Origin of the sequence: Rhizobium rosettiformans W3 (assembly GCF_004912135.1) — a bacterium.
Lineage (GTDB): Bacteria > Pseudomonadota > Alphaproteobacteria > Rhizobiales > Rhizobiaceae > Allorhizobium > Allorhizobium rosettiformans.
The window spans coordinates 535,498-554,337 of the sequence record NZ_STGU01000001.1; the positions used below are offsets into that span (position 1 = coordinate 535,498).

The window sequence follows — 18,840 nt, forward strand, 5'->3', positions numbered from 1 at the left end:
GATCGATAATGTGACGGAGGCCGGGCTCTGCCGGGTCATCCGGGGGAACAGTCATGACAGCTCGCATCCATTCGCTTTCTTTCAAGGTCATCGCCGTCTTCTTGGTACTGACCTTCGTCACCGTGGCGCTTCTCAACGTCTTTGCCTATCGCAGTTCGAACCAGCTGTTCGGCGAGCAGACCGAGAAGGCCATGGCCAGCACGCTGATCTTCCGCGGCGACCTTCTGACCGAGAAACTGCAGGCTTTGGAGAACCAGGCGGCCTCGATCGCCAAGATCGAAACGCTGCAGCAGTCGCTGACCGGCCTGAAAAGCGGCTGGAATACGATCACGAAAAGCACCGGTGACGCCAAAGCGGAATTGCAGCGGATTTTCGTCACCGAAAACCCCAATCCGGCTGGTGAACGCGAGAAGCTGATCAAGCCTGAAGGGCCGAGCGGCTTTTATTACTCCACGCATGAGACGACGCAGACCCAGGTCGCGGCCTATCTTGCCGGGACCAGTTTCAGCGACATGCTGATTGCCGATCAGAACGGCAACGTCATCTATTCCTACAAGAAGGGCCCTGCCTTCGGCGAAAATATCACCGGAGGCACTCTGGCAGAGACAGGGCTCGGCCGCGTCTACCAGAAATCCGCCGAGGCGGCCGCAAACTCCGTCGATGATGTCGTCGGCGTGAACTTCTCCGGCCTTTCCGTGGGGGCGGATGCCAACGCGCCGGACATCTATTTTGCCGTCCCGCTGGTCAAGCTCGGGGGCTTCAAGGGCAGCCTGATGTTCCAGGTGAAGGCGGAGGTCTTCGTCAACCTTCTGTCCAAGGGCATTGTCGCCGGCAGCAGCCAGCAGGCCGCCATTCTCTCTGGCGAAGGAACCGGCATCGCGCTCGACGCTTCCGGAAAGCTCACCGATATCCGTGCCGATTTCGCAGCCTCGGGTGACGGTGTTGCCGTACAGCCGGGTGAGAGGGTCGAGGGGCCGGCGCTCATTTATGGTCGACAGATCGGCTTCGGTGACCAGACATTCATTGTCACCGAGAGCCTCACGCAAGCGGAATTGGCCCAGGGTTCGGTTCGCATCGCCACCATTCTCTTCATGGCCGGTCTCGTTGCACTCTGCGTGCTTGCTGCTGCCACCTGGGCCTTTACGCGCCGGCTCTTTGCACCGCTCGAGCGCCTTGTCGCCTTCACGGGAGCCGTGGCCGACGGCAAGATCGATCAGTCTGTCGAAAACCAGGAGCGTCGCGACGAGATCGGCAGCATGGCTCGCGCGCTCGAGCGCTTCCGTCAGGCGCTCATCGAGCAGCAGAGACTATCGGTCGAGCGCCGGGAGGAACGCGCCCGTGCGGAAGACGAGCGCCGGCAGAGGATGGAAGAGCGGGATCAGGAGGCACGGACCCTGCAGGAGGTCGTCGAGACGCTCGATCTGGGGCTCGACAGGCTTGCCGCCGGGGATCTGGCGTTCCGGATCGAGCAGCGTTTCCCCGCCGATCTGGAGGGGCTGCGTTCGAACTTCAACAAGGCAATCGAGACGCTGAGTGCCACCCTTGGCGGCATCGGCGGGAATTCCGTTGCGGTGCGCGAAGGGTCCGAGGAGATGCGGGCCGGGGCAGATCAGCTTGCGGAGCGGACCGAGCGTCAGGCTGCGGCGATCTCCCAGGCGGCAACGGCGATCCAGGAGATTACCAGTGCTGTGAAGACGCAGATCGCGCGCGCCGAAGAAGCCGAGCGCATTGCACGCGCGGCCAAAGACGACACTGCCATGTCAGGCCATATCATGCGCGACACGATCGCTGCCATGGAGGCGATCCAGGGCTCGTCGCAGGAGATCAACAAGATCGTTTCCGTCATCGATGAGATCGCCTTCCAGACCAATCTGCTCGCGCTGAATGCCGGTGTCGAAGCGGCCCGGGCAGGCGAAAGTGGCAAGGGTTTTGCAGTGGTTGCGCAAGAGGTTCGGGAGCTTGCACAGCGCTCCTCGAATGCGGCGAAGGAGATCGCCAATCTGCTGTCCAAGTCGCGCGGCGAAGTGGATCACGGCGTCAAGCTCGTTGAAAAAGCAGGGCATGCGCTTGATGGTATCGGCTCGCATGTGTTGTCGATCAACAGCCATATCGGCGAGATCATGGAGTCGACACGCGAGGAGGCGCAGACCCTCGTTGACATCAATACTTCGGTGAACCAGCTCGACGCGATGACACAGCAGAATGCGGCGATGGTCGAGGAAACGACCGCGGCCATTCACCGGCTTGCCGGAGAGGCGGCCGAGATGGATCAGCGGCTGGGGCTGTTCAATCTGGGCAGCGAGCGAGGCCAGGCCGACCAGCGGGCCGCCTGAGGCGGAAACACGCATTCGGTTTGATATAGAGGGCGCGGTTCCTTTGGAGCCGCGCCCTTTCCTTTTGATCTCCAGGAGATGCAAGTATCAAGGTAAGCAAATGGATAAAGGTTAGAGTTAAGAACTGTAGTTAATCCCAACTTAACCTTTCCGCTCCATTATCTGTGCCAATTCAGGATGTCGGGCGTGGACACCCTGACGCCACAACGCTGGGACTTGGAGTATCCTGTCATGACGAAAACCATTCTTGCCGCGGCGACGCTTGCCCTGCTTGCCAGCTCGGCCGCCTATGCTGCAGATGTTTATCAGCCCGAACCGCAGCCCGTTTATGTCGACGCTCCGGAAGTCGCCGTGGCGGAAGCCTCCGGCTGGTACCTGCGCGGCGATCTTGGCTACAGCTTCAACAAGATGCGCGGTGCCAAGTTCTTCCAAGGCGGTAACAGTGGTGATGAGGCTAATTTCACCACTGCCTCGATCAAGGACAGCTTCTGGGTCGGCGGCGGTGTCGGCTATCAGGTCAACAACTACCTGCGCACCGATTTGACGTTCGACTATATGTTCAAGTCTGACTTTAAGGGTTCCACTACGGGGGAATGCGGTTTCGCGGTAACGCCATGCACCTCAAGTGATCTGGCTGCCATGAAGGCGTATACACTTATGGCGAATGCTTATGTCGACCTTGGAACCTACGCCTACTTCACGCCCTACATTGGTGGCGGTATTGGTGGCTCCTACGTTAAGTGGGACAAGCTTCGCAACACGTCTTGCGCGGACGATGGTTCTGGTTGCGATCCCACAATCGAACATGGCGGCAAGGGCAGCTGGCGCTTCGCCTACCAGCTGATGGCTGGTGCCTCGATCGACGTGACCTGCAACGTCAAGGCCGATCTCGGCTACCGCTTCCGCCACACCATGGGCGGCGACATGTTCGGCTATGCCTCGAACGGCGGCCCGGGCTATGACAAGGGCTTCTACAGCCACAGCGTTCACGCTGGTGCGCGTTATGTCTTCGGTGGTTGCGAAACCCCCGTTGCCTATGAGCCGCCGCCGGAACTGCCGGTCTACAAGTAATTCGCCATCGAAGATCTCGGTGACGCATGCCGAAAGGGCCCCCTGGGGCCCTTTCTTGCGTCATGCCTACAGGATGCCTGTTCGCCGCAGGATCCACCATGACAGGATCACGGATATCAGAATGAAGCCAAAGGCATAGGCCGTGCCGTGCAGTCCTTCGGCGAACGGGAGGGCGGTGGTGTTCATGCCGAAAAAGCCTGTCACAAGCGATGGCGGCAGCAACAGGGCGGTCATCAGCGACAGGATGTAGAGGTGCCGGTTCGTCTCGGCACTCTGTTTGCTGTCCAATTCCTCATGCAACAGGCGTGCCCGGTCGGCGAGCGCGTAGACATCCTGGTCGACCGCTTCGAGACGCGCTGCGAGTCTCGCCAAACTGTCCTCCATATCTTCAGATAGATCCTCGTCGTCGGCCGCCGCCGCGCGGCGCATGACAAGCAGCATTGTGCGGAGGTGCCGATGCAGCCTCACAATCAAACGACGGACGGGTGTGAGCCGTCGCCGCTCGTCACGCAATTCGCTGCCATAGACCTGATCCTCGATCTGGTTGAGTTCTTCCGTCAACTCCAGCACCACGGCGATGAGCCCCCGTTGAAACTCGGCCACCAGGAGTTCGAAGACCTGCAAGGGCGAGCCATATCGGGTGGCGTTCTTGTCGACGGCCGCCCGCACCTTGTCGACGGACCGGATCGGCTGGAGCCTGGTGGTGATGATGAACCGCTCAGAGAGCGCGAAATGCAGCCAGCCGATGTCGCGGGTGGTCGAGTCGAATTCGCGCTGGAAGTCGATCAGCGTGCCGAAGAGCAGGCCCTCATCAACCGAAAGCGCTGCATGGGTGTCATGCGTCGTGAGCGCCGCGATTGCCGGTGGCGTCAGCCCGTCGAACTGTTCGAGAAAGGCACCGACGCGTCCATCCGCCAGGTTGAGGTGAAGCCAGATGAAGCCATCGCCGGGCTCAGCTTCTGCAAGCGAACATTCCGCGGGCAGTCGTTCGCTCCTCTCGCCGGGCCTGATCCGATAGGCCCAGACGAGACCTGGAATGGTGCTGCTCAGGGGAAACATCGAAGAAGGACTCCATGGCGGCTGCGGAATCTGGCCGTTCGTCTGGCTGATGCGCCAGCTGTGTGAAGGATTGATGACAGCTGCAGATGGTGAGGACCTCGATGTCTGGCGCGGACGGAACAAAAATTTTGCTGCCCGCGACGCAGGTCCGCTTGACTGAATGAGGCGACAGGAGTAGTTCCGATGGCGGGACACCTCTCCCCAACGAGAGGCTAATTACCTGGAAGGGTATCTATATGGCTGATATCGTCGCCCCCGCCGCGCGTCCGGCGAATGCTCACTTTTCTTCTGGCCCCTGCTCGAAACGCCCCGGTTGGTCGCTCGATGCGCTTTCCGATGCCCCGCTCGGTCGTTCGCACCGCGCCAAGGTTGGCAAGGAAAAGCTGAAGCTGGCCATCGACCTTACCCGCGAAATTCTGAACGTTCCCGCTGACTATCGCATCGGCATCGTTCCGGCCTCGGATACGGGCGCTGTCGAAATGGCCATGTGGTCGCTGCTCGGCGAGCGTGGCGTGGACATGCTCTCCTGGGAAAGCTTCGGCGCCGGCTGGGTCACCGATGTGGTGAAGCAGCTGAAGCTTGCCGATGTTCGCAAGTTCAATGCCGACTACGGCCTTCTTCCGGACCTGGCGCAGGTCGATTTCGACCGTGACGTCGTCTTCACCTGGAACGGCACCACCTCTGGCGTCCGCGTTCCGAACGCCGATTTCATTCCTGATGATCGCAAGGGTCTCACCATCTGTGACGCAACGTCTGCCGCCTTCGCGCAGGACCTCGACTTCTCCAAGCTCGATGTCACCACCTTCTCCTGGCAGAAGGTTCTGGGCGGCGAAGGCGGTCATGGCGTGATCATCCTCAGCCCCCGCGCCGTCGAGCGCCTGACGACCTATGTGCCGGCCTGGCCGCTGCCGAAGATCTTCCGCATGACCTCGGGTGGCAAGTTGATCGAAGGCATCTTCGTCGGTGAGACGATCAACACGCCGTCGATGCTCTGCGTCGAGGACTATATCGATGCCTTGAAGTGGGCGAAGTCGATCGGCGGCCTGGAAGCCTTGATCGCGCGTGCCGATGCCAATGCCAAGGTGATCTTCGACTTCATCGAGAAGAACGACTGGATCGCCAATCTCGCAGTTGACGATGCGACGCGCTCCAACACCTCGGTCTGCGTCAAGATTGTCGACCCTGAGGTGACGGCACTCGATGCCGATGCCCAGGCGGCGTTCGCCAAGGGCATTGCCAGCCTTCTCGAGAAGCAGGGTGTCGCCTATGACATCGGCGCTTACCGCGATGCGCCGGCCGGTCTTCGCATCTGGGCTGGCGCCACGATCGAGACCGCCGATATGGAAGCTCTGATGCCGTGGCTGTCTTTCGCTTACGAGACGCAGAAGGCGTCTCTGGCCAAGGCTGCCGCCTGATCCTTGGTTAATTTGGCTCCGCCTGACCGGCGGAGCCCCGCAATTCTCATCATTTCATTCAAACGAACTCTCTCAAGGAGGCCTCGTCATGGCACCTCGCGTTCTCGTATCCGACGAACTCTCGGAAACCGCCGTTCAGATCTTCCGTGATCGCGGCGTTAAAGTGGACTTCCAGCCGAAGCTCGGCAAGGACAAGGAAAAGCTCGCCGAAATCATCGGCAACTACGATGGTCTCGCCATCCGCTCGGCCACCAAGGCGACGGAAAAGCTGATCGCCGCTGCGACCAACCTCAAGGTCATCGGCCGCGCCGGCATCGGTGTCGACAATGTCGACATTCCCGCCGCTTCCAAGCGCGGTATCATCGTGATGAACACGCCTTTCGGCAACTCGATCACGACCGCCGAACATGCCATAGCCCTAATGTTTGCCGTTGCCCGCCAGCTGCCGCAGGCCGATGCCTCGACCCAGGCCGGCAAGTGGGAAAAGTCGAAGTTCATGGGTGTTGAAATCACCGGCAAGACGCTCGGTGTCATCGGCGCGGGCAATATCGGCGGGATCGTCTGCAAGAAGGCTATCGGCCTTGGCATGCATGTCATCGCCTACGACCCCTTCCTCTCGGCCGAACGCGCCCAGGAAATGGGTGTCGAGAAGGTCGAGCTGGACGAGCTGCTGCCGCGCGCCGACTTCATCACCCTGCATGTGCCGATGACCGACAAGACCCGCGGCATTCTCGGCAAGGAAAACATCGCCAAGACGAAGCCCGGCGTACGCATCATCAACTGCGCCCGCGGCGGTCTCGTTGACGAGGCAGCGCTCGCCGAAGCCATCAAGTCCGGCCATGTCGCCGGTGCCGGCTTCGACGTCTTCGAAGTCGAGCCCGCAACCGAGAGCCCGCTCTTCGGTCTGCCGAACGTCGTCTGCACGCCGCATCTCGGCGCCTCGACCACGGAAGCCCAGGAAAATGTCGCCCTGCAGGTCGCCGAGCAGATGTCGGACTACCTCATCAAGGGTGCCGTCTCGAACGCCATCAACATGCCGTCGATCACCGCTGAAGAAGCGCCGATCCTGAAGCCCTTCATCCGTCTTGCCGACGTGCTTGGTTCGTTTGCTGGCCAGATGACCGAGAACCCGATCAAGGAAATCGAGATCCTCTATGACGGTGTCACCGCCGGCATGAACACCAAGGCGCTGACCTCGGCACTGCTCGCCGGTCTCATCCGCCCGCTGGTTGCCGACGTCAACATGGTTTCGGCACCGATTATGGTGAAGGAGAAGGGCATCATCGTCTCCGAGGTCAAGCGCGACAAGACCGGTGTCTATGACGGCTATATCAAGCTTACCGTCACCACCGAGAAGCAGACCCGCTCGGTTGCAGGTACCGTCTTCTCCGACGGCAAGCCGCGCTTCATCCAGATCAAGGGCATCAACATGGATGCCGATGTCGGTCCGAACATGATCTACATCTCGAACACCGACGTGCCAGGCATGATCGGCTTCATGGGCTCCACGCTCGGCAATGCCAAGGTCAACATCGCGAACTTCCAGCTCGGCCGCGACAAGGAAGGTGGCGACGCCATCGCACTGCTCTACGTCGATGGACCGGTCGATCAGGCCGTGCTCGACCAGTTGACGGCAAACCCGGCCATCAAGCAGGCCAAGCCGCTGGTCTTCAACGTCGATTGATCGACGGTCGAATAGGAAATAGAAACGGCGCGGGACCCAACCCGCGCCGTTTTCGTTTGGGCCATAACCCGATCGGACTGCTTTTATATATGGAAAATAATATGCGTTGAACTGACGCATGGCGGGTTGTCGCATTGCTTCTGCGATGCGAGTGTATAGTTGATGTTTATCATCTCCGGGAGGAGAGAAGGAAAGGACATCCGATGTTCGAAAACTTCGACGCCCAACTCCTGGCACGCATACAGTTTGCCTTTACCGTATCGTTCCACATCATATTTCCCGCCTTTTCCATCGGGCTTGCGAGCTATCTCGCCGTGCTCGAAGGCCTCTATCTCTGGAAAAAGGACAAGGTCTATCTGGAGCTCTTCGACTTCTGGAAGACGATCTTTGCGGTCGCCTTCGGCATGGGGGTCGTTTCTGGCATCGTGATGTCCTACCAGTTCGGCACCAATTGGTCGGTGTTCTCGGACAAGGCCGGACCGGTCATCGGGCCGTTGATGGGCTATGAGGTGCTCACCGCCTTCTTCCTGGAAGCGGGCTTCCTCGGCGTCATGCTCTTCGGGCGCAACCGGGTCGGGCCGGGGCTGCATTTCTTCGCAACGCTGATGGTCGCCTTCGGCACGCTGATCTCGGCGACCTGGATCCTTTCGGTGAATTCCTGGATGCAGACGCCTGCAGGTTTCGCCATGAACGATGTGGGCCAGTTCGTGCCGACGGACTGGTGGGCGATCGTCTTCAACCCGTCCTTCCCCTATCGCCTCGTGCATATGGTGATCGCAGCCTATCTCACCACGGCTTTCGTGGTCGGTGCTGTCGGGGCCTGGCATCTCCTGAGGGGCACGGCACCACGGCGTGCGGGCAAGATGTTTTCGATGGCGATGTGGATGGCGGCAATCGTTGCGCCGATCCAGATCTTCGCCGGCGACATGCATGGCCTCAACACGCTGGAGCACCAGCCGGTCAAGGTCATGGCCATGGAAGGCCATTTCGACAGCCATCCGGATGGCGCGCCGCTGATCCTGTTCGGCATCCCGAACACGGAAGAGAAGAGGGTCGACTACGCGCTTGAAATCCCGAAGCTTTCGAGCCTCATCCTCAAGCATGACCTGAACGCGCCGCTGGCTGGTCTCGACACGATCCCCGACGACAAGGAGCCGCCGGTCGCGATCGTCTTCTGGTCGTTCCGTGTGATGGTGGCGATCGGCTTTGCCATGCTCGGCGTGGGCGTGTTCTCGCTCTGGTGTCGCTGGAAGGGCACGCTGCATTCCAATCACTGGCTGCATCGTGTCGCTCTGGTCATGGGACCGTCCGGCTTCGTTGCGGTGCTGGCGGGGTGGATCACGACCGAGGTGGGCCGCCAGCCCTATACGGTCTATGGACACCTGTTGACCGCCGACTCCATCTCGCCGATCGCAGCCCCCGCAGTGGCCGCCTCGCTGATTGCCTTCATTATCGTCTATTTCATCGTCTTCGGGGCCGGCACCTTCTACATCCTGCGCCTGATGGGCCGCCTCCCGCGCGATCCGATGCCGGATCTCGACGATGGTCCGATCCGCACATCCGGCACCACTCCGGCGTCTCAGACTGGTCATCATGGAGGTAAGCATGCCCATTGATCTTCCCTTCATCTGGGCCGGCATCATCGCCTTTGCCGTGCTTGCCTATGTCATCCTCGACGGCTTCGATCTGGGGGTCGGGATCCTCTTTCCCTTCTTTCCGGAGAAGCACGAGAAGGACCTGATGATGAATTCTGTGGCGCCCGTCTGGGACGGCAACGAGACCTGGCTGGTGCTCGGCGGGGGAGGGCTGCTTGCCGTCTTCCCGCTCGCTTACGCGACGATCCTGCCGGCACTCTATGCGCCGATCATCCTGATGCTGCTCGGCCTCATCTTCCGCGGCGTCGCCTTCGAATATCGCTGGCGCACGCAAAGGGCGGAGCATTTGTGGAACTGGGCCTTCACCGGCGGGTCGGTCGTCGCGGCCTTCTTCCAAGGCGTGGCACTCGGGGCACTGGTGCAGGGCATTCCGGTCACCGACCGCGCCTATTCCGGCGGCTGGTGGGACTGGTTGACGCCGTTTTCGCTGGCAACAGGCGTGGCACTCGTGATCGGCTATGCGCTGCTCGGTGCCACCTGGCTCGTGATGAAGACCGAGGGCGACATTTCCGAACGCGCCCGGGGCCTTGCCCTGCCACTCGCCTTCGCGACCGTGGGTGCCATGGGCGTCTTCAGCCTCTGGACGCCGTTCCTGGAGGCACCCTATTTCGAGCGCTGGTTCGGTTATCCCACGATGATCTTCTCGATCATTGTCCCGGCATTGGTGCTTGGCTGCCTCTATGTGATCGTGAGGGGGCTGAAGAACGGGCATGATGCGCGGCCATTCATCGCCGCGCTCGGCCTCTTCGTGCTCGGCTATGCCGGCATCGGCATCAGCTTCTATCCCTATATCGTGCCGTCCTCGCTGACGATTTGGGAGGCTGCCGCGCCCGACGAGAGCCTTGCCTTCCTCCTGGTCGGGGCGGTCGTCCTGGTGCCGATGATCCTCGGCTACACGGCCTATGCCTATTGGGTCTTCCGCGGAAAGCTCAAGCCAGACGAGGGCTATCACTGATGGACAAGCGCCTGCTTCTCAGCCGTCTCCTGTGGTTCGTCGGCCTCTGGGCCGGCGGCGTTGTGGCCATTTCCATCGTCGGTCTGATCATCAAGTTCTGGCTCAACGGCTGAGCTTGATCACCTGAAATTCAATGGAATTTCCAGGGCTCACTCTTCAAAAGAGGGTGAGCTCTCTCCATATGGGAGCCAAGCTCCTAAAGGAGCACAGAGACTGTTTCGAGGAGGACAGGAAACACCTATGCGTCAATACGCAAAAACATTCGCGACGCTCGCGCTCGGCATGATGGTCACGCTCGTGGCCGTCGATTTCGCCGAAGCCCGTCGCGCTTCAGGCGGCTTCGGCAGCCGTGGCACGCGCACGTTCAATCAGCCGGCCATTACGCGTACGGCACCGACCCCGGCTGCTCCGATCGAGCGGACGATGACGCCGCGCACGAATGCGACCCAGCCGGGTGCGGCCCAGTCGACGGCGGCCAACCAGGCAGCGCGTCCGGGCGGCCTGTTCGGCGGTCTCGCCGGTGGCCTGATGGGCGGTCTTTTGCTCGGCGGCCTGTTCGGCATGCTGATGGGCACGGGCTTCGGCGGCGGCTTCGGCTTCCTCGGCCTGCTCCTGCAGGGCCTGCTGATCTTTTTCCTCATCCGCTTTGCCATGCGCATGTTCGCCAATCGTCAGGCGCCGGCATCGGGCCCAAGCGGCGGCCCCGGCTTTGGCGGCTTCGGTGGCATGGCGCGCGATAACCAGAGCGGTGACCAGCCGCGTCCGAGCTTCCAGATCCCGAAGATCGGCGGCGGTGCTGCGCCAAGCGCTGCAGCCTCGCGCTCCGGTCCGGCCGACGAACTCGGCATCACGCCGAAGGATCTCGCGCGCTTCGAGGAACTTCTGAAGGAGATGCAGCGGGCCTATGCTGCGGAAGACTACGGTGCACTGCGCCGGATCACGACGCCGGAAGCCATGTCCTATCTCGCCGAAGAGCTCAGCGAAAACGCCACCAAGGGTGTCAAGAACGAGGTGCGCGACGTGCATCTGGTACAGGGCGACGTGGCTGAAAGCTGGACCGAAGACAAGATGGAATATGCGACCGTCGCCATGCGCTACGAGGCCATCGACTATGTGGTCGACCGCCAGAGCGGCGCCGTGGTCGAGGGCGATCCGAACACGCCGGCCGAGTCGGTCGAAATCTGGACCTTCGCCCGTCGTCCGTCCACCCAGTGGCAGATCGCGGCGATCCAGAGCGCGAACTGATCTCCAGCTGTATGGCTAAAATAACCTCCCCGTGGGGTTCGGCGGGGAGGTTTTTTGTTGGCAGCTGGTGTCTATTGTTCGGCGTCGAGCTAGCTCGCCCCCCTCTGTCCTGCCGGACATCTCCCCCACTAGGGGGGAGAGTGGGGTGCAGATGCGCCTCGGCTCAATCAAACGAAATCCCACCGGATAGGCAGCTATTCCGTAAGGTGGCCAAAAGCGCTAGCGGCCACTCTCCCCCCGTGTGGGGGAGATGTCACGAAGTGACAGAGGGGGGTATCCCACGCACTCCGCTCAATGATCCACAGAATGCACGCTCAACCCGGGCACTGCTGCAGCTGCTTGGCGTAAGTATAGGTAATCTCGGTGAAACGCTTCGCACCCCGCAAGGCTTCCGGGCGCTTGTTGTAGGCGCCGCGGAGGTAGCCGGTGTGGCCGGAGTGATAGGCGAGGTAGAGCTTGTAGGGGTCGTTGAGCGGGATGTTGACCTTCGTCGCGCTCTCGCGGTGATACCAGCCGATGAAGCGGATGGCGTCGGCGAAGTCGGTGCGGCGGGCGCCCCAGCGGCCGGTTTCGCGCTGGTAACGTTCCCAGGTGCCGTCGAGGGCCTGCGAATAGCCATAGGCCGTTGACGGGCGCTTGCCGGGGATGAAACCGAGATACCATTTGCGCGGCGGCTTGGCGTTATGGCGGAAGCTCGATTCCGTATAGATCGTCGCCATCAGGATCGGCACCGGCACGCCGTATTCGCGCTCGGCGGCGATGGCGGCCTTGCGCCAGTTGTTGAACAGCCCGTCGCGCTGCTCGAAGATCGCGCAGGCGTTGCGGGTCTGGGATGGCGGCTTGGCACAGGCCGACAGCATCAGCATGACGCCGAGGGCGGAATAGAGAGCGGTACGCATGACAAAACCTCGCTACAGGCCCTCCATCCTATTCATTAAAATTTAACGAAAGGTTTTCTTAACCGCCCCCGGATCTCGCATCCCCGATCCGGGGTGGGGAACACTGCGCGCGACATCAGGTTTCCTTCCCGTGACCAACAGCAGAAGGAGGCGAAGCCGATGTCCATTCGAGCCATGATCGAAACCCATCCCCATATGGACGGGGAAGCGAACGAGGCGCTCATCGCCTGCATCAAGGCCTGCTTCGACTGCGCCCAGACCTGTATCTCCTGCGCCGACGCCTGCCTGGGCGAGACCATGGTGGATGAGCTACGCCAGTGCATTCGCTTGAACGAGGATTGTGCCGATATCTGCCTGGCCACGGGGCAGGCCGCCATCCGCCGCACGGGGCGCAACGCCCAGGTGCTGCAGGGTCTTGTCGAAGCCTGCGCCCGCGCCTGTGCAGCCTGTGCGGAGGAGTGTGGCCGCCATGCCGAGATGCATGCCCATTGCCGCATCTGCGCCGAGGCCTGCCGCGCCTGTGAAGATGCCTGTCGACAGACAATCAACCCCATACAATGAGGCGTTGACGTCGGTCGCATTTGCACCCAGTCTGCCGGGCGATCGCGGGGCAGCGAGGAGGGACGCATCAGTCCTTGTCCGGCGATCGCAGGTGGACATTCGTCCGGGAGTGAGGAAATCAAAGCATGCAGCAGGTCGGCATCGGCATCATCGGATGCGGCAATATTTCAGGCGCTTATCTCAAGGCGCTCCAGCATTTTCCTATCCTGAAGGTCTGCGGCATCGCCGATCTGAACAGCGAGCTTGCCGCAAGCCGGGCTGCGGAGTTCGGGGTTCCGGCACGCACGATCGACGAGCTTCATGCCGATCCCGAGGTTGCCATCATCGTCAACCTGACGATCCCCAAGGCGCATGTCGAGGTGGGGCTTAAGGCGCTTGCCGCCGGCAAACATGTCTATTCGGAAAAGCCGCTCGGCGTGACCTTCGCCGAAGGCAAGCGGCTCGTCGAGACAGCAAAGTCTCTCGATCTCCGCGTCGGCTCAGCGCCCGATACCTTTCTCGGCGGCGCGCATCAGACGGCGCGCGGGCTGATCGACCAGGGCGTCATCGGCCAGCCGATCGGCGGCACGGCTTACTTCATGTGTCCCGGCCATGAGCGATGGCATCCCAATCCGGAATTCTACTACGAGGCCGGTGGCGGGCCGATGCTCGACATGGGCCCCTATTACATCACCGATCTCGTCAATCTCTTCGGTCCGGTCGAGAACGTCGCGGGCTTTGCCACCAAGGTGCGCGACACCAGAAAGATCGGCAGCGAGCCGCGCCGGGGCGAGACGATCCCCGTGCATGTGCCGACGCATGTCGCGGGGCTGATGTCCTTCGCCAATGGCGCGGTGGTGCAGATATCCATGAGCTTCGATGTCGCCGCCCACTGGCACAAGCCGCTGGAGGTCTATGGCACGGAGGGCACGCTGATTGTGCCCGATCCCAATCATTTCGGCGGCGATGTCTTCGTCCTGCCGCTGACGGGCGAGGCGCAGGGCAAGCCCGTGACGCTGCCCTATTCCGAAGGGAATTGGCGCTCGCTCGGCGTGGCCGACATGGCGCATGCCATTCTCTCCGACCGCCCGCATCGGGCAAACGGCGATCTGGCGCTGCATGTGCTCGAAGTCATGGAAGCCTTCCAGACGGCTTCCGACCGGGGCGAAACCGTCAAGATTACCACCAGCTTGGAGCGGCCGGCGCCGCTCGAACAATCGCTCGTCGATGGCCTGATCGGCCGCTGAGTTCATTTTCAGAAGGATATTTTCATGCGCCAGGTTCTGATTTGCTGGGGCGGCTGGGATGGTCACCAGCCCGACCAATGCGCCGCCATCGTGTCCGACATGCTGCAGGCAGAAGGTTTCACCGTCCGCGTCGAAGCGGGCACGGAGGCCTTTGCCGATCCCGCCATCCGCGACTACAGCCTCATCGTGCCGATGCTGACGATGACCAAGATCGAGAAGCCCGAGATCGAGAACCTGGAACTCGCCATTCGCGGCGGCGTCGGCCTCGGCGGCTTTCACGGCCAGGCGGGCGACAGTTTTCGCGATTGCGTGCAGTATCAATACATGATCGGCGGCCAGTGGGTCGCCCATCCCGGCAATATCTATGATTACACGGTCAATATCGTGAAGCCCGAGGACCCGCTCGTGTCTGGTATCGGCGATTTCCCCTATCGCTCCGAGCAGTATTACATGCATGTCGACCCGAACAACGAAGTGCTGGCGACGACCACCTTTACCGGCGAGCACGATGCCTGGATCGACGGGCATGTGATCCCGGTCGTCTGGAAGCGCCGCCACGGGCAGGGCAGGGTGTTCTACTCCTCGCTCGGCCACCAGGCGGCGGAGTTCGAGGTGCCGCAGATGCGGGAGATTGTGCGGCGGGGGCTGGTCTGGGCGGCGCGGTGAGGGCGGACTAGCCGATCAGCCAACCGCGAATTGCGGCCCAGTTGTTCAGGATGACGATCACGGCGGTCGCAATCGACAGCATGGCGGTGGCCTTGCCCATGGTTGGAAGGCTGTTGACGCGGCCTTTCAGCTCGCCGAACTCGATCGCCGAAGGTGCTGCGCGCAGCATGCCCTTGATCTCGGCGGTATCCTGCAGGACCCGCTTCATATCGTCTTCGAGGGCTTTGACACGCTGTTCCATGGCATCAAATGTGCCACCGCCATCACCCTCTTTCAAGGCGGCTGCCGTCGCTATGCGGCGCTTCGGCGTTTCGTTTGCCATGGCGTATCATCCAATCACGGAGTCACTGCGACTGGCTGCAATCTTTGCGGGAAATTGGTTGGGCGTCAAGAAGCGCCTATGGTCAGCAGAACCGTGGGACTGCCCTGATTCAATTCATTCTACCAAGTCAATTAGAACTAGGAAGTTTTGGTAGCGGGGGGCGGACTTGAACCGCCGACCTTGGGGTTATGAATCCCACGCTCTAACCACCTGAGCTACCCCGCCACACATCGAACATTCGGGCCTTGAGGCCGTCGCCGTCCGAAGCGATGGGCGGCTTATAAGGCGAGGGTCCGATCAAAGTCAAGCGCGGTTTGGGCAAAAACAGCGTGGCTTTCCACCGGCTTGCGCGAAGACCTTGAGAGCGGCCCGAAAGCCTTGGGCTCAGGCCGCCACGGGGCTGGCGAGAAGCGCCTTCAGCGCGCTTTCGGCCGTGCCTGAGCGTTCCGAGCGCTCGATGAAGCCGCCGCCATAGACGCGGGCGTCGGCGCCCGGTGCCGAATAGAGCACGCAAGCCTGGCCGGGGGCGACACCGGCTTCGCCGATTTCAAGATCGACATAGACGCCCTTGTCGTCGGCATGCAGCACGGCCGGCGTCGGCGGGCGGGTTGAGCGTACCTTGGCGAAGCAGGCGAAACCGTCTGCGGCTTCTTCCGTGATCGGACGATCGCCCAGCCAGTTGATGTCGCGCAGATAGACGCGGTGGGTTTCCAGCGCTTCCTTCGGGCCGACGATAACGCGCCGCGAGCGGGCATCGAGGTAGATGACATAGAGCGGTTCGCCGGTGGCGACGCCCAAACCCTTCCGCTGGCCGATGGTGTAATGCAGGATGCCTTCGTGATTGCCGAGCACGCGGCCATCGAGATGGACGATCTCGCCTGCTAGCGCCGCATTCGGCTTCAGCTTGTTGATCACATCGGCATATTTGCCCTGCGGCACGAAACAGATGTCCTGGCTGTCGGCCTTCTGGGCGACGACGAGGCCCATCTCTTCGGCGAGCACGCGGACTTCCGCCTTCGACATGGCCCCGAGGGGGAAGCGCAGATAGTCGATCTGCTCCTGCGTGGTGGCAAAGAGGAAATAGCTCTGGTCGCGCTCGCTGTCGATCGGGCGGAAGAGGGCGCGGTGGCCGGGATCGTTGGCGAGCGGCACGGACTTCGAGCGGATGTAATGGCCGGTCGCCAGCGCATCGGCGCCGAGCTCCTTGGCGGTCGCGAGCAGATCGGCGAACTTGACCGTCTGGTTGCAGGCAACGCAGGGGATCGGCGTTTCGCCGGCGACATAGCTTTCCATGAACGGGTTGATCACGGTGTCGCGGAAGCGCTGTTCGTAGTCGAGCACATAATGGGGAATGCCGAGCGTTTCGCAGACGCGACGGGCATCGTCGATGTCCTGGCCGGCGCAGCAGGAGCCGGCGCGATGGACGGCGGCGCCATGGTCGTAGAGCTGCAGCGTAATGCCGAGGACGTCATAGCCCTCGCGCTTCAGGATGCCGGCGACGACGGACGAGTCCACGCCGCCCGACATGGCGACGACAACGCGCGTATCTTCCGGTCTCTTGTCAAAATCCAGCGTGTTCACGGGCTTCGTCTCTGTGCTTCATGCGACCGGTCAGCCCGCAATGCGCGGGGATGTGGCTTCAGGCATTGCGGGCTTTTTCGCCCGCGGCCGGTACCGGTCCGATTGTTGACGGATATAGAAAGGATTGCTTCTTCGTGCAAGAGCAGCGATTCGCAGGGGCTTGCCCCAGGGAGGTCCAGAATGCCCGTCCAGATGACCGTCACGCCCGAGAGCTTTCCCATTGCCGGGACGTTCACGATTTCGCGCGGGTCGAAGACAGAGGCCAAGGTGGTCACGGTGCGGCTGACGGATGGCGCGTTTGTGGGCCAAGGCGAATGCGTGCCTTATGCGCGTTATGGGGAGACGGTGGAAAGCGTCGTCGAGGTGCTGACCGGGCTGGTGCCTGAGGTGGCCCAGGGGCTGGACCGGGCCGGGCTGCAGAGCAGGCTGACGCCGGGGGCTGCGCGCAATGCGCTGGACTGCGCCTTCTGGGATCTCGACGCCAAGCGGGCAGGGCTGCCGGTCTGGCAACTTGGGAAGTTACAAGAGCCGAAGCCGCTGTCGGTCACCTATACGCTGTCGCTCGGCACGCCCGAAAGCATGCGGGCAGCGGCGGAGAAGGAGGCTCACCGGCCGCTTCTGAAGGTCAAGCTCGGCGGCGCTGATGATATCGAGCGCATCCGGGCCGTCAGGGCGGGCGCGCCGAACGCCGCTGTTATCGTCGATGCCAATGAGGGATGGAGCCTGGATCAATACAAGGCGCTGGCACCTGTCTTTCTCGATCTCGGCGTGAAGCTGGTCGAGCAGCCGTTTCCGGCGGGTTCTGATGATGCGCTTCTCGGCTTGGACCGTGTCCTGCCTGTTTGCGCCGACGAGAGCTGCCATGACACGGCGTCGCTGGCGAGCCTCAAGGGCAAGTATGATGCCGTCAACATCAAGCTCGACAAGACGGGCGGGCTGACGGAAGCGCTATTGATGCGCGATGCGGCTGTTGAAGCCGGCTTCGAGATCATGGTCGGCTGCATGGTCGGCACATCGCTTGCCATGGCACCTGCCTTTCTGATCGGCCAGGGTGCCGCCTTTGTCGATCTCGACGGGCCGCTGCTTCTGGCGCGGGATCGGGAGCCGGCGATTGCCTATGACGGCGCGGTGATGCCGCTGCCGCCGCGTGGGTTGTGGGGGTAGATTGCCCGGCCGCGTTTCGCCGCACGACACCCCCCTCTGTCACTGCGTGACATCTCCCCCACAAGGGGGGAGAGCGGGGCGTCGCGTTTGCCGCTGCATCTACGTCGCCAAAGGGGACAAGCTAGCGGAGTAGCCAGTCTCCCCCCTTGTGGGGGAGATGCCCGGCAGGGCAGAGGGGGGTATCGGCCAGGTCGAAGCGCTGCCGTCGGATTAAGCCTTTCAGCTCTTCGCCATCCAGATCATGTGCTTCTTGCCGCGACCGGTTCGGCCAGCTCTCACCGGAATCTCTTCCACCCCATAGCCGCAGTCCTTCAAGCGGCGTGTGAACCTGGGGTCCGGTCCCTGCGACCAGACGCCGAGCACGCCGTCGCGGGTCAGCGCGCTCTTCGATTTGCGAATCCCTTCATGGGAATAGAGCCCGTCGTTCTCTTCGCGGGTGAGGCCGTCGGGGCCGTTGTCGACGTCGAGCAGGATGGCGTCGAAAACGCCCTTCGACCTCGCAATCAGCGCGCCGACGTCGCCGATGTGGATTGCCACGCGCGGGTCGTCGAGGCTGCCGGCATAGATTTCGGCCATGGGGCCGCGCGCCCAGTCGACGACGGCGGGCACGAGTTCGGCGACGGTCACTGTCGAATCCTCAGGCAGCACGGCAAGCGCGGCGCGCAGCGTGAAGCCCATGCCGAGGCCGCCGATCAGGATATGCGGGCGCTTGTGGGTGGCGATCCTTTCGTAAGCCAAAGTGGCGAGCGCTTCCTCGGATCCGCTGAGGCGGCTGTTCATCAGCTCGTTGGTGCCGAGCATGATCGAGAATTCCGTGCCGCGTTGCTTCAGGCGCAATTCGCCGCCGCCGGGTATCTTGGCCGTGTCGAGCTGGATCCAGGGGAGCATAGGTGACGTCCTGATGATGATGGTGGCTGCCCGTATCACGAGGCGGCACCGGCGTTCAATGTCGCAGGCGTACCGCTCGTCGTCTTCGAGGCTTGCGGGAAGGGCTGCTTCCGGGG

Annotated in this window: 17 protein-coding genes and 1 tRNA gene; 12 read left to right on the plus strand and 6 right to left on the minus strand. The window is 62.0% G+C overall.

The features are described 5' to 3' along the window. Positions 1-53 precede the first annotated feature (53 nt). Both FAA86_RS02535 and FAA86_RS02540 read left to right on the plus strand, forming a co-directional pair. On the plus strand, positions 54-2,333 hold the full coding sequence (locus tag FAA86_RS02535) for a methyl-accepting chemotaxis protein (RefSeq protein WP_136538203.1): 2,280 nt from the start codon (positions 54-56) through the stop codon (positions 2,331-2,333). A 231-nt stretch (positions 2,334-2,564) separates the two neighbouring features. After that, complete coding sequence (locus FAA86_RS02540; RefSeq protein ID WP_136538204.1) at positions 2,565-3,404, plus strand: outer membrane protein; 840 nt, start codon at positions 2,565-2,567, stop codon at positions 3,402-3,404. A 66-nt stretch (positions 3,405-3,470) separates the two neighbouring features. On the opposite strand, the gene FAA86_RS02545 is transcribed toward FAA86_RS02540, so the two are convergent. Continuing rightward, positions 3,471-4,463, minus strand: a complete 993-nt coding sequence (locus FAA86_RS02545; protein ID WP_136538205.1) for a transporter — start codon at positions 4,461-4,463, stop codon at positions 3,471-3,473. On the opposite strand from FAA86_RS02545, the gene FAA86_RS02550 reads away from it, so the two are divergent. The 6 genes from FAA86_RS02550 to FAA86_RS02575 all read left to right on the plus strand — a co-directional run bounded on the left by FAA86_RS02550 (position 4,441) and on the right by FAA86_RS02575 (position 11,417). Beyond that, entirely contained in the window at positions 4,441-4,623 is a 183-nt protein-coding gene (locus tag FAA86_RS02550; RefSeq protein ID WP_136538206.1) for a hypothetical protein, read from the plus strand. The genes FAA86_RS02545 and FAA86_RS02550 overlap by 23 nt on opposite strands. A 76-nt stretch (positions 4,624-4,699) precedes the next feature. Then, positions 4,700-5,878 carry a phosphoserine transaminase gene (locus tag FAA86_RS02555; RefSeq protein WP_136538207.1) on the plus strand — a complete coding sequence of 393 codons (1,179 nt, stop codon included), beginning with the start codon at positions 4,700-4,702 and terminating at the stop codon, positions 5,876-5,878. Positions 5,879-5,966: 88 nt separating this feature from the next. Further along, a complete protein-coding gene (gene serA, locus FAA86_RS02560) occupies positions 5,967-7,562 on the plus strand; it encodes a phosphoglycerate dehydrogenase (protein ID WP_136538208.1) in 1,596 nt (531 codons plus the stop codon). 203 nt (positions 7,563-7,765) lie between these two features. Next, a complete protein-coding gene (locus tag FAA86_RS02565) occupies positions 7,766-9,178 on the plus strand; it encodes a cytochrome ubiquinol oxidase subunit I (RefSeq protein ID WP_136538209.1) in 1,413 nt (470 codons plus the stop codon). Then, positions 9,168-10,172 (plus strand): cytochrome d ubiquinol oxidase subunit II, encoded by a 1,005-nt coding sequence (cydB, locus tag FAA86_RS02570; RefSeq protein ID WP_136538210.1) that lies wholly within the window; start codon positions 9,168-9,170, stop codon positions 10,170-10,172. The genes FAA86_RS02565 and cydB overlap by 11 nt, the downstream gene beginning before the upstream one ends. Positions 10,173-10,412: 240 nt before the next feature. Beyond that, entirely contained in the window at positions 10,413-11,417 is a 1,005-nt protein-coding gene (locus FAA86_RS02575; protein WP_136538211.1) for a Tim44 domain-containing protein, read from the plus strand. A gap of 314 nt (positions 11,418-11,731) precedes the next feature. Here the strand turns inward: FAA86_RS02575 and FAA86_RS02580 are convergent, their stop codons facing one another. After that, positions 11,732-12,316: a transglycosylase SLT domain-containing protein gene (locus FAA86_RS02580; RefSeq protein WP_113458462.1), complete on the minus strand. Its 585-nt coding sequence runs from the start codon at positions 12,314-12,316 to the stop codon at positions 11,732-11,734. A 159-nt stretch (positions 12,317-12,475) separates the two neighbouring features. Between FAA86_RS02580 and FAA86_RS02585 the strand changes: the two genes are divergently transcribed. The 3 genes from FAA86_RS02585 to FAA86_RS02595 all read left to right on the plus strand — a co-directional run bounded on the left by FAA86_RS02585 (position 12,476) and on the right by FAA86_RS02595 (position 14,769). Further along, positions 12,476-12,877, plus strand: a complete 402-nt coding sequence (locus FAA86_RS02585; RefSeq protein ID WP_136538212.1) for a four-helix bundle copper-binding protein — start codon at positions 12,476-12,478, stop codon at positions 12,875-12,877. 125 nt (positions 12,878-13,002) lie between these two features. Further along, entirely contained in the window at positions 13,003-14,103 is a 1,101-nt protein-coding gene (locus FAA86_RS02590) for a Gfo/Idh/MocA family protein (protein ID WP_136538213.1), read from the plus strand. Positions 14,104-14,127: 24 nt separating this feature from the next. Then, entirely contained in the window at positions 14,128-14,769 is a 642-nt protein-coding gene (locus FAA86_RS02595; protein WP_136538214.1) for a ThuA domain-containing protein, read from the plus strand. Positions 14,770-14,776: 7 nt separating this feature from the next. Here FAA86_RS02595 and FAA86_RS02600 read toward each other — a convergent pair whose 3' ends face one another. From FAA86_RS02600 to mnmA, 3 genes are all read right to left on the minus strand, one after another. Continuing rightward, complete coding sequence (locus FAA86_RS02600; protein ID WP_136538215.1) at positions 14,777-15,091, minus strand: hypothetical protein; 315 nt, start codon at positions 15,089-15,091, stop codon at positions 14,777-14,779. 148 nt (positions 15,092-15,239) lie between these two features. Beyond that, positions 15,240-15,316, minus strand: a tRNA-Met gene (locus FAA86_RS02605). A 159-nt stretch (positions 15,317-15,475) separates the two neighbouring features. Then, entirely contained in the window at positions 15,476-16,672 is a 1,197-nt protein-coding gene (mnmA, locus tag FAA86_RS02610; protein ID WP_136538216.1) for a tRNA 2-thiouridine(34) synthase MnmA, read from the minus strand. Positions 16,673-16,852: 180 nt separating this feature from the next. On the opposite strand from mnmA, the gene dgcA reads away from it, so the two are divergent. Continuing rightward, complete coding sequence (dgcA, locus tag FAA86_RS02615) at positions 16,853-17,836, plus strand: N-acetyl-D-Glu racemase DgcA (RefSeq protein WP_136538217.1); 984 nt, start codon at positions 16,853-16,855, stop codon at positions 17,834-17,836. Between the two features lie 219 nt (positions 17,837-18,055). On the opposite strand, the gene FAA86_RS02620 is transcribed toward dgcA, so the two are convergent. Next, complete coding sequence (locus tag FAA86_RS02620; protein WP_136538339.1) at positions 18,056-18,724, minus strand: spermidine synthase; 669 nt, start codon at positions 18,722-18,724, stop codon at positions 18,056-18,058. Positions 18,725-18,840 lie beyond the last annotated feature (116 nt).

Excerpts from the sequence above, each read along its gene's own strand:
- FAA86_RS02535 (WP_136538203.1), top strand. The coding sequence starts at position 54 with ATGACAGCTCGCATCCATTCGCTTTCTTTCAAGGTCATCGCCGTCTTC.
- FAA86_RS02540 (WP_136538204.1), top strand. The coding sequence starts at position 2,565 with ATGACGAAAACCATTCTTGCCGCGGCGACGCTTGCCCTGCTTGCCAGC.
- FAA86_RS02550 (WP_136538206.1), top strand. The coding sequence starts at position 4,441 with ATGGTGCTGCTCAGGGGAAACATCGAAGAAGGACTCCATGGCGGCTGC.
- FAA86_RS02545 (WP_136538205.1), bottom strand. The coding sequence starts at position 4,463 with ATGTTTCCCCTGAGCAGCACCATTCCAGGTCTCGTCTGGGCCTATCGG.
- FAA86_RS02555 (WP_136538207.1), top strand. The coding sequence starts at position 4,700 with ATGGCTGATATCGTCGCCCCCGCCGCGCGTCCGGCGAATGCTCACTTT.
- serA (WP_136538208.1), top strand. The coding sequence starts at position 5,967 with ATGGCACCTCGCGTTCTCGTATCCGACGAACTCTCGGAAACCGCCGTT.
- FAA86_RS02565 (WP_136538209.1), top strand. The coding sequence starts at position 7,766 with ATGTTCGAAAACTTCGACGCCCAACTCCTGGCACGCATACAGTTTGCC.
- cydB (WP_136538210.1), top strand. The coding sequence starts at position 9,168 with ATGCCCATTGATCTTCCCTTCATCTGGGCCGGCATCATCGCCTTTGCC.
- FAA86_RS02575 (WP_136538211.1), top strand. The coding sequence starts at position 10,413 with ATGCGTCAATACGCAAAAACATTCGCGACGCTCGCGCTCGGCATGATG.
- FAA86_RS02580 (WP_113458462.1), bottom strand. The coding sequence starts at position 12,316 with ATGCGTACCGCTCTCTATTCCGCCCTCGGCGTCATGCTGATGCTGTCG.
- FAA86_RS02585 (WP_136538212.1), top strand. The coding sequence starts at position 12,476 with ATGTCCATTCGAGCCATGATCGAAACCCATCCCCATATGGACGGGGAA.
- FAA86_RS02590 (WP_136538213.1), top strand. The coding sequence starts at position 13,003 with ATGCAGCAGGTCGGCATCGGCATCATCGGATGCGGCAATATTTCAGGC.
- FAA86_RS02595 (WP_136538214.1), top strand. The coding sequence starts at position 14,128 with ATGCGCCAGGTTCTGATTTGCTGGGGCGGCTGGGATGGTCACCAGCCC.
- FAA86_RS02600 (WP_136538215.1), bottom strand. The coding sequence starts at position 15,091 with ATGGCAAACGAAACGCCGAAGCGCCGCATAGCGACGGCAGCCGCCTTG.
- dgcA (WP_136538217.1), top strand. The coding sequence starts at position 16,853 with ATGCCCGTCCAGATGACCGTCACGCCCGAGAGCTTTCCCATTGCCGGG.
- FAA86_RS02620 (WP_136538339.1), bottom strand. The coding sequence starts at position 18,724 with ATGCTCCCCTGGATCCAGCTCGACACGGCCAAGATACCCGGCGGCGGC.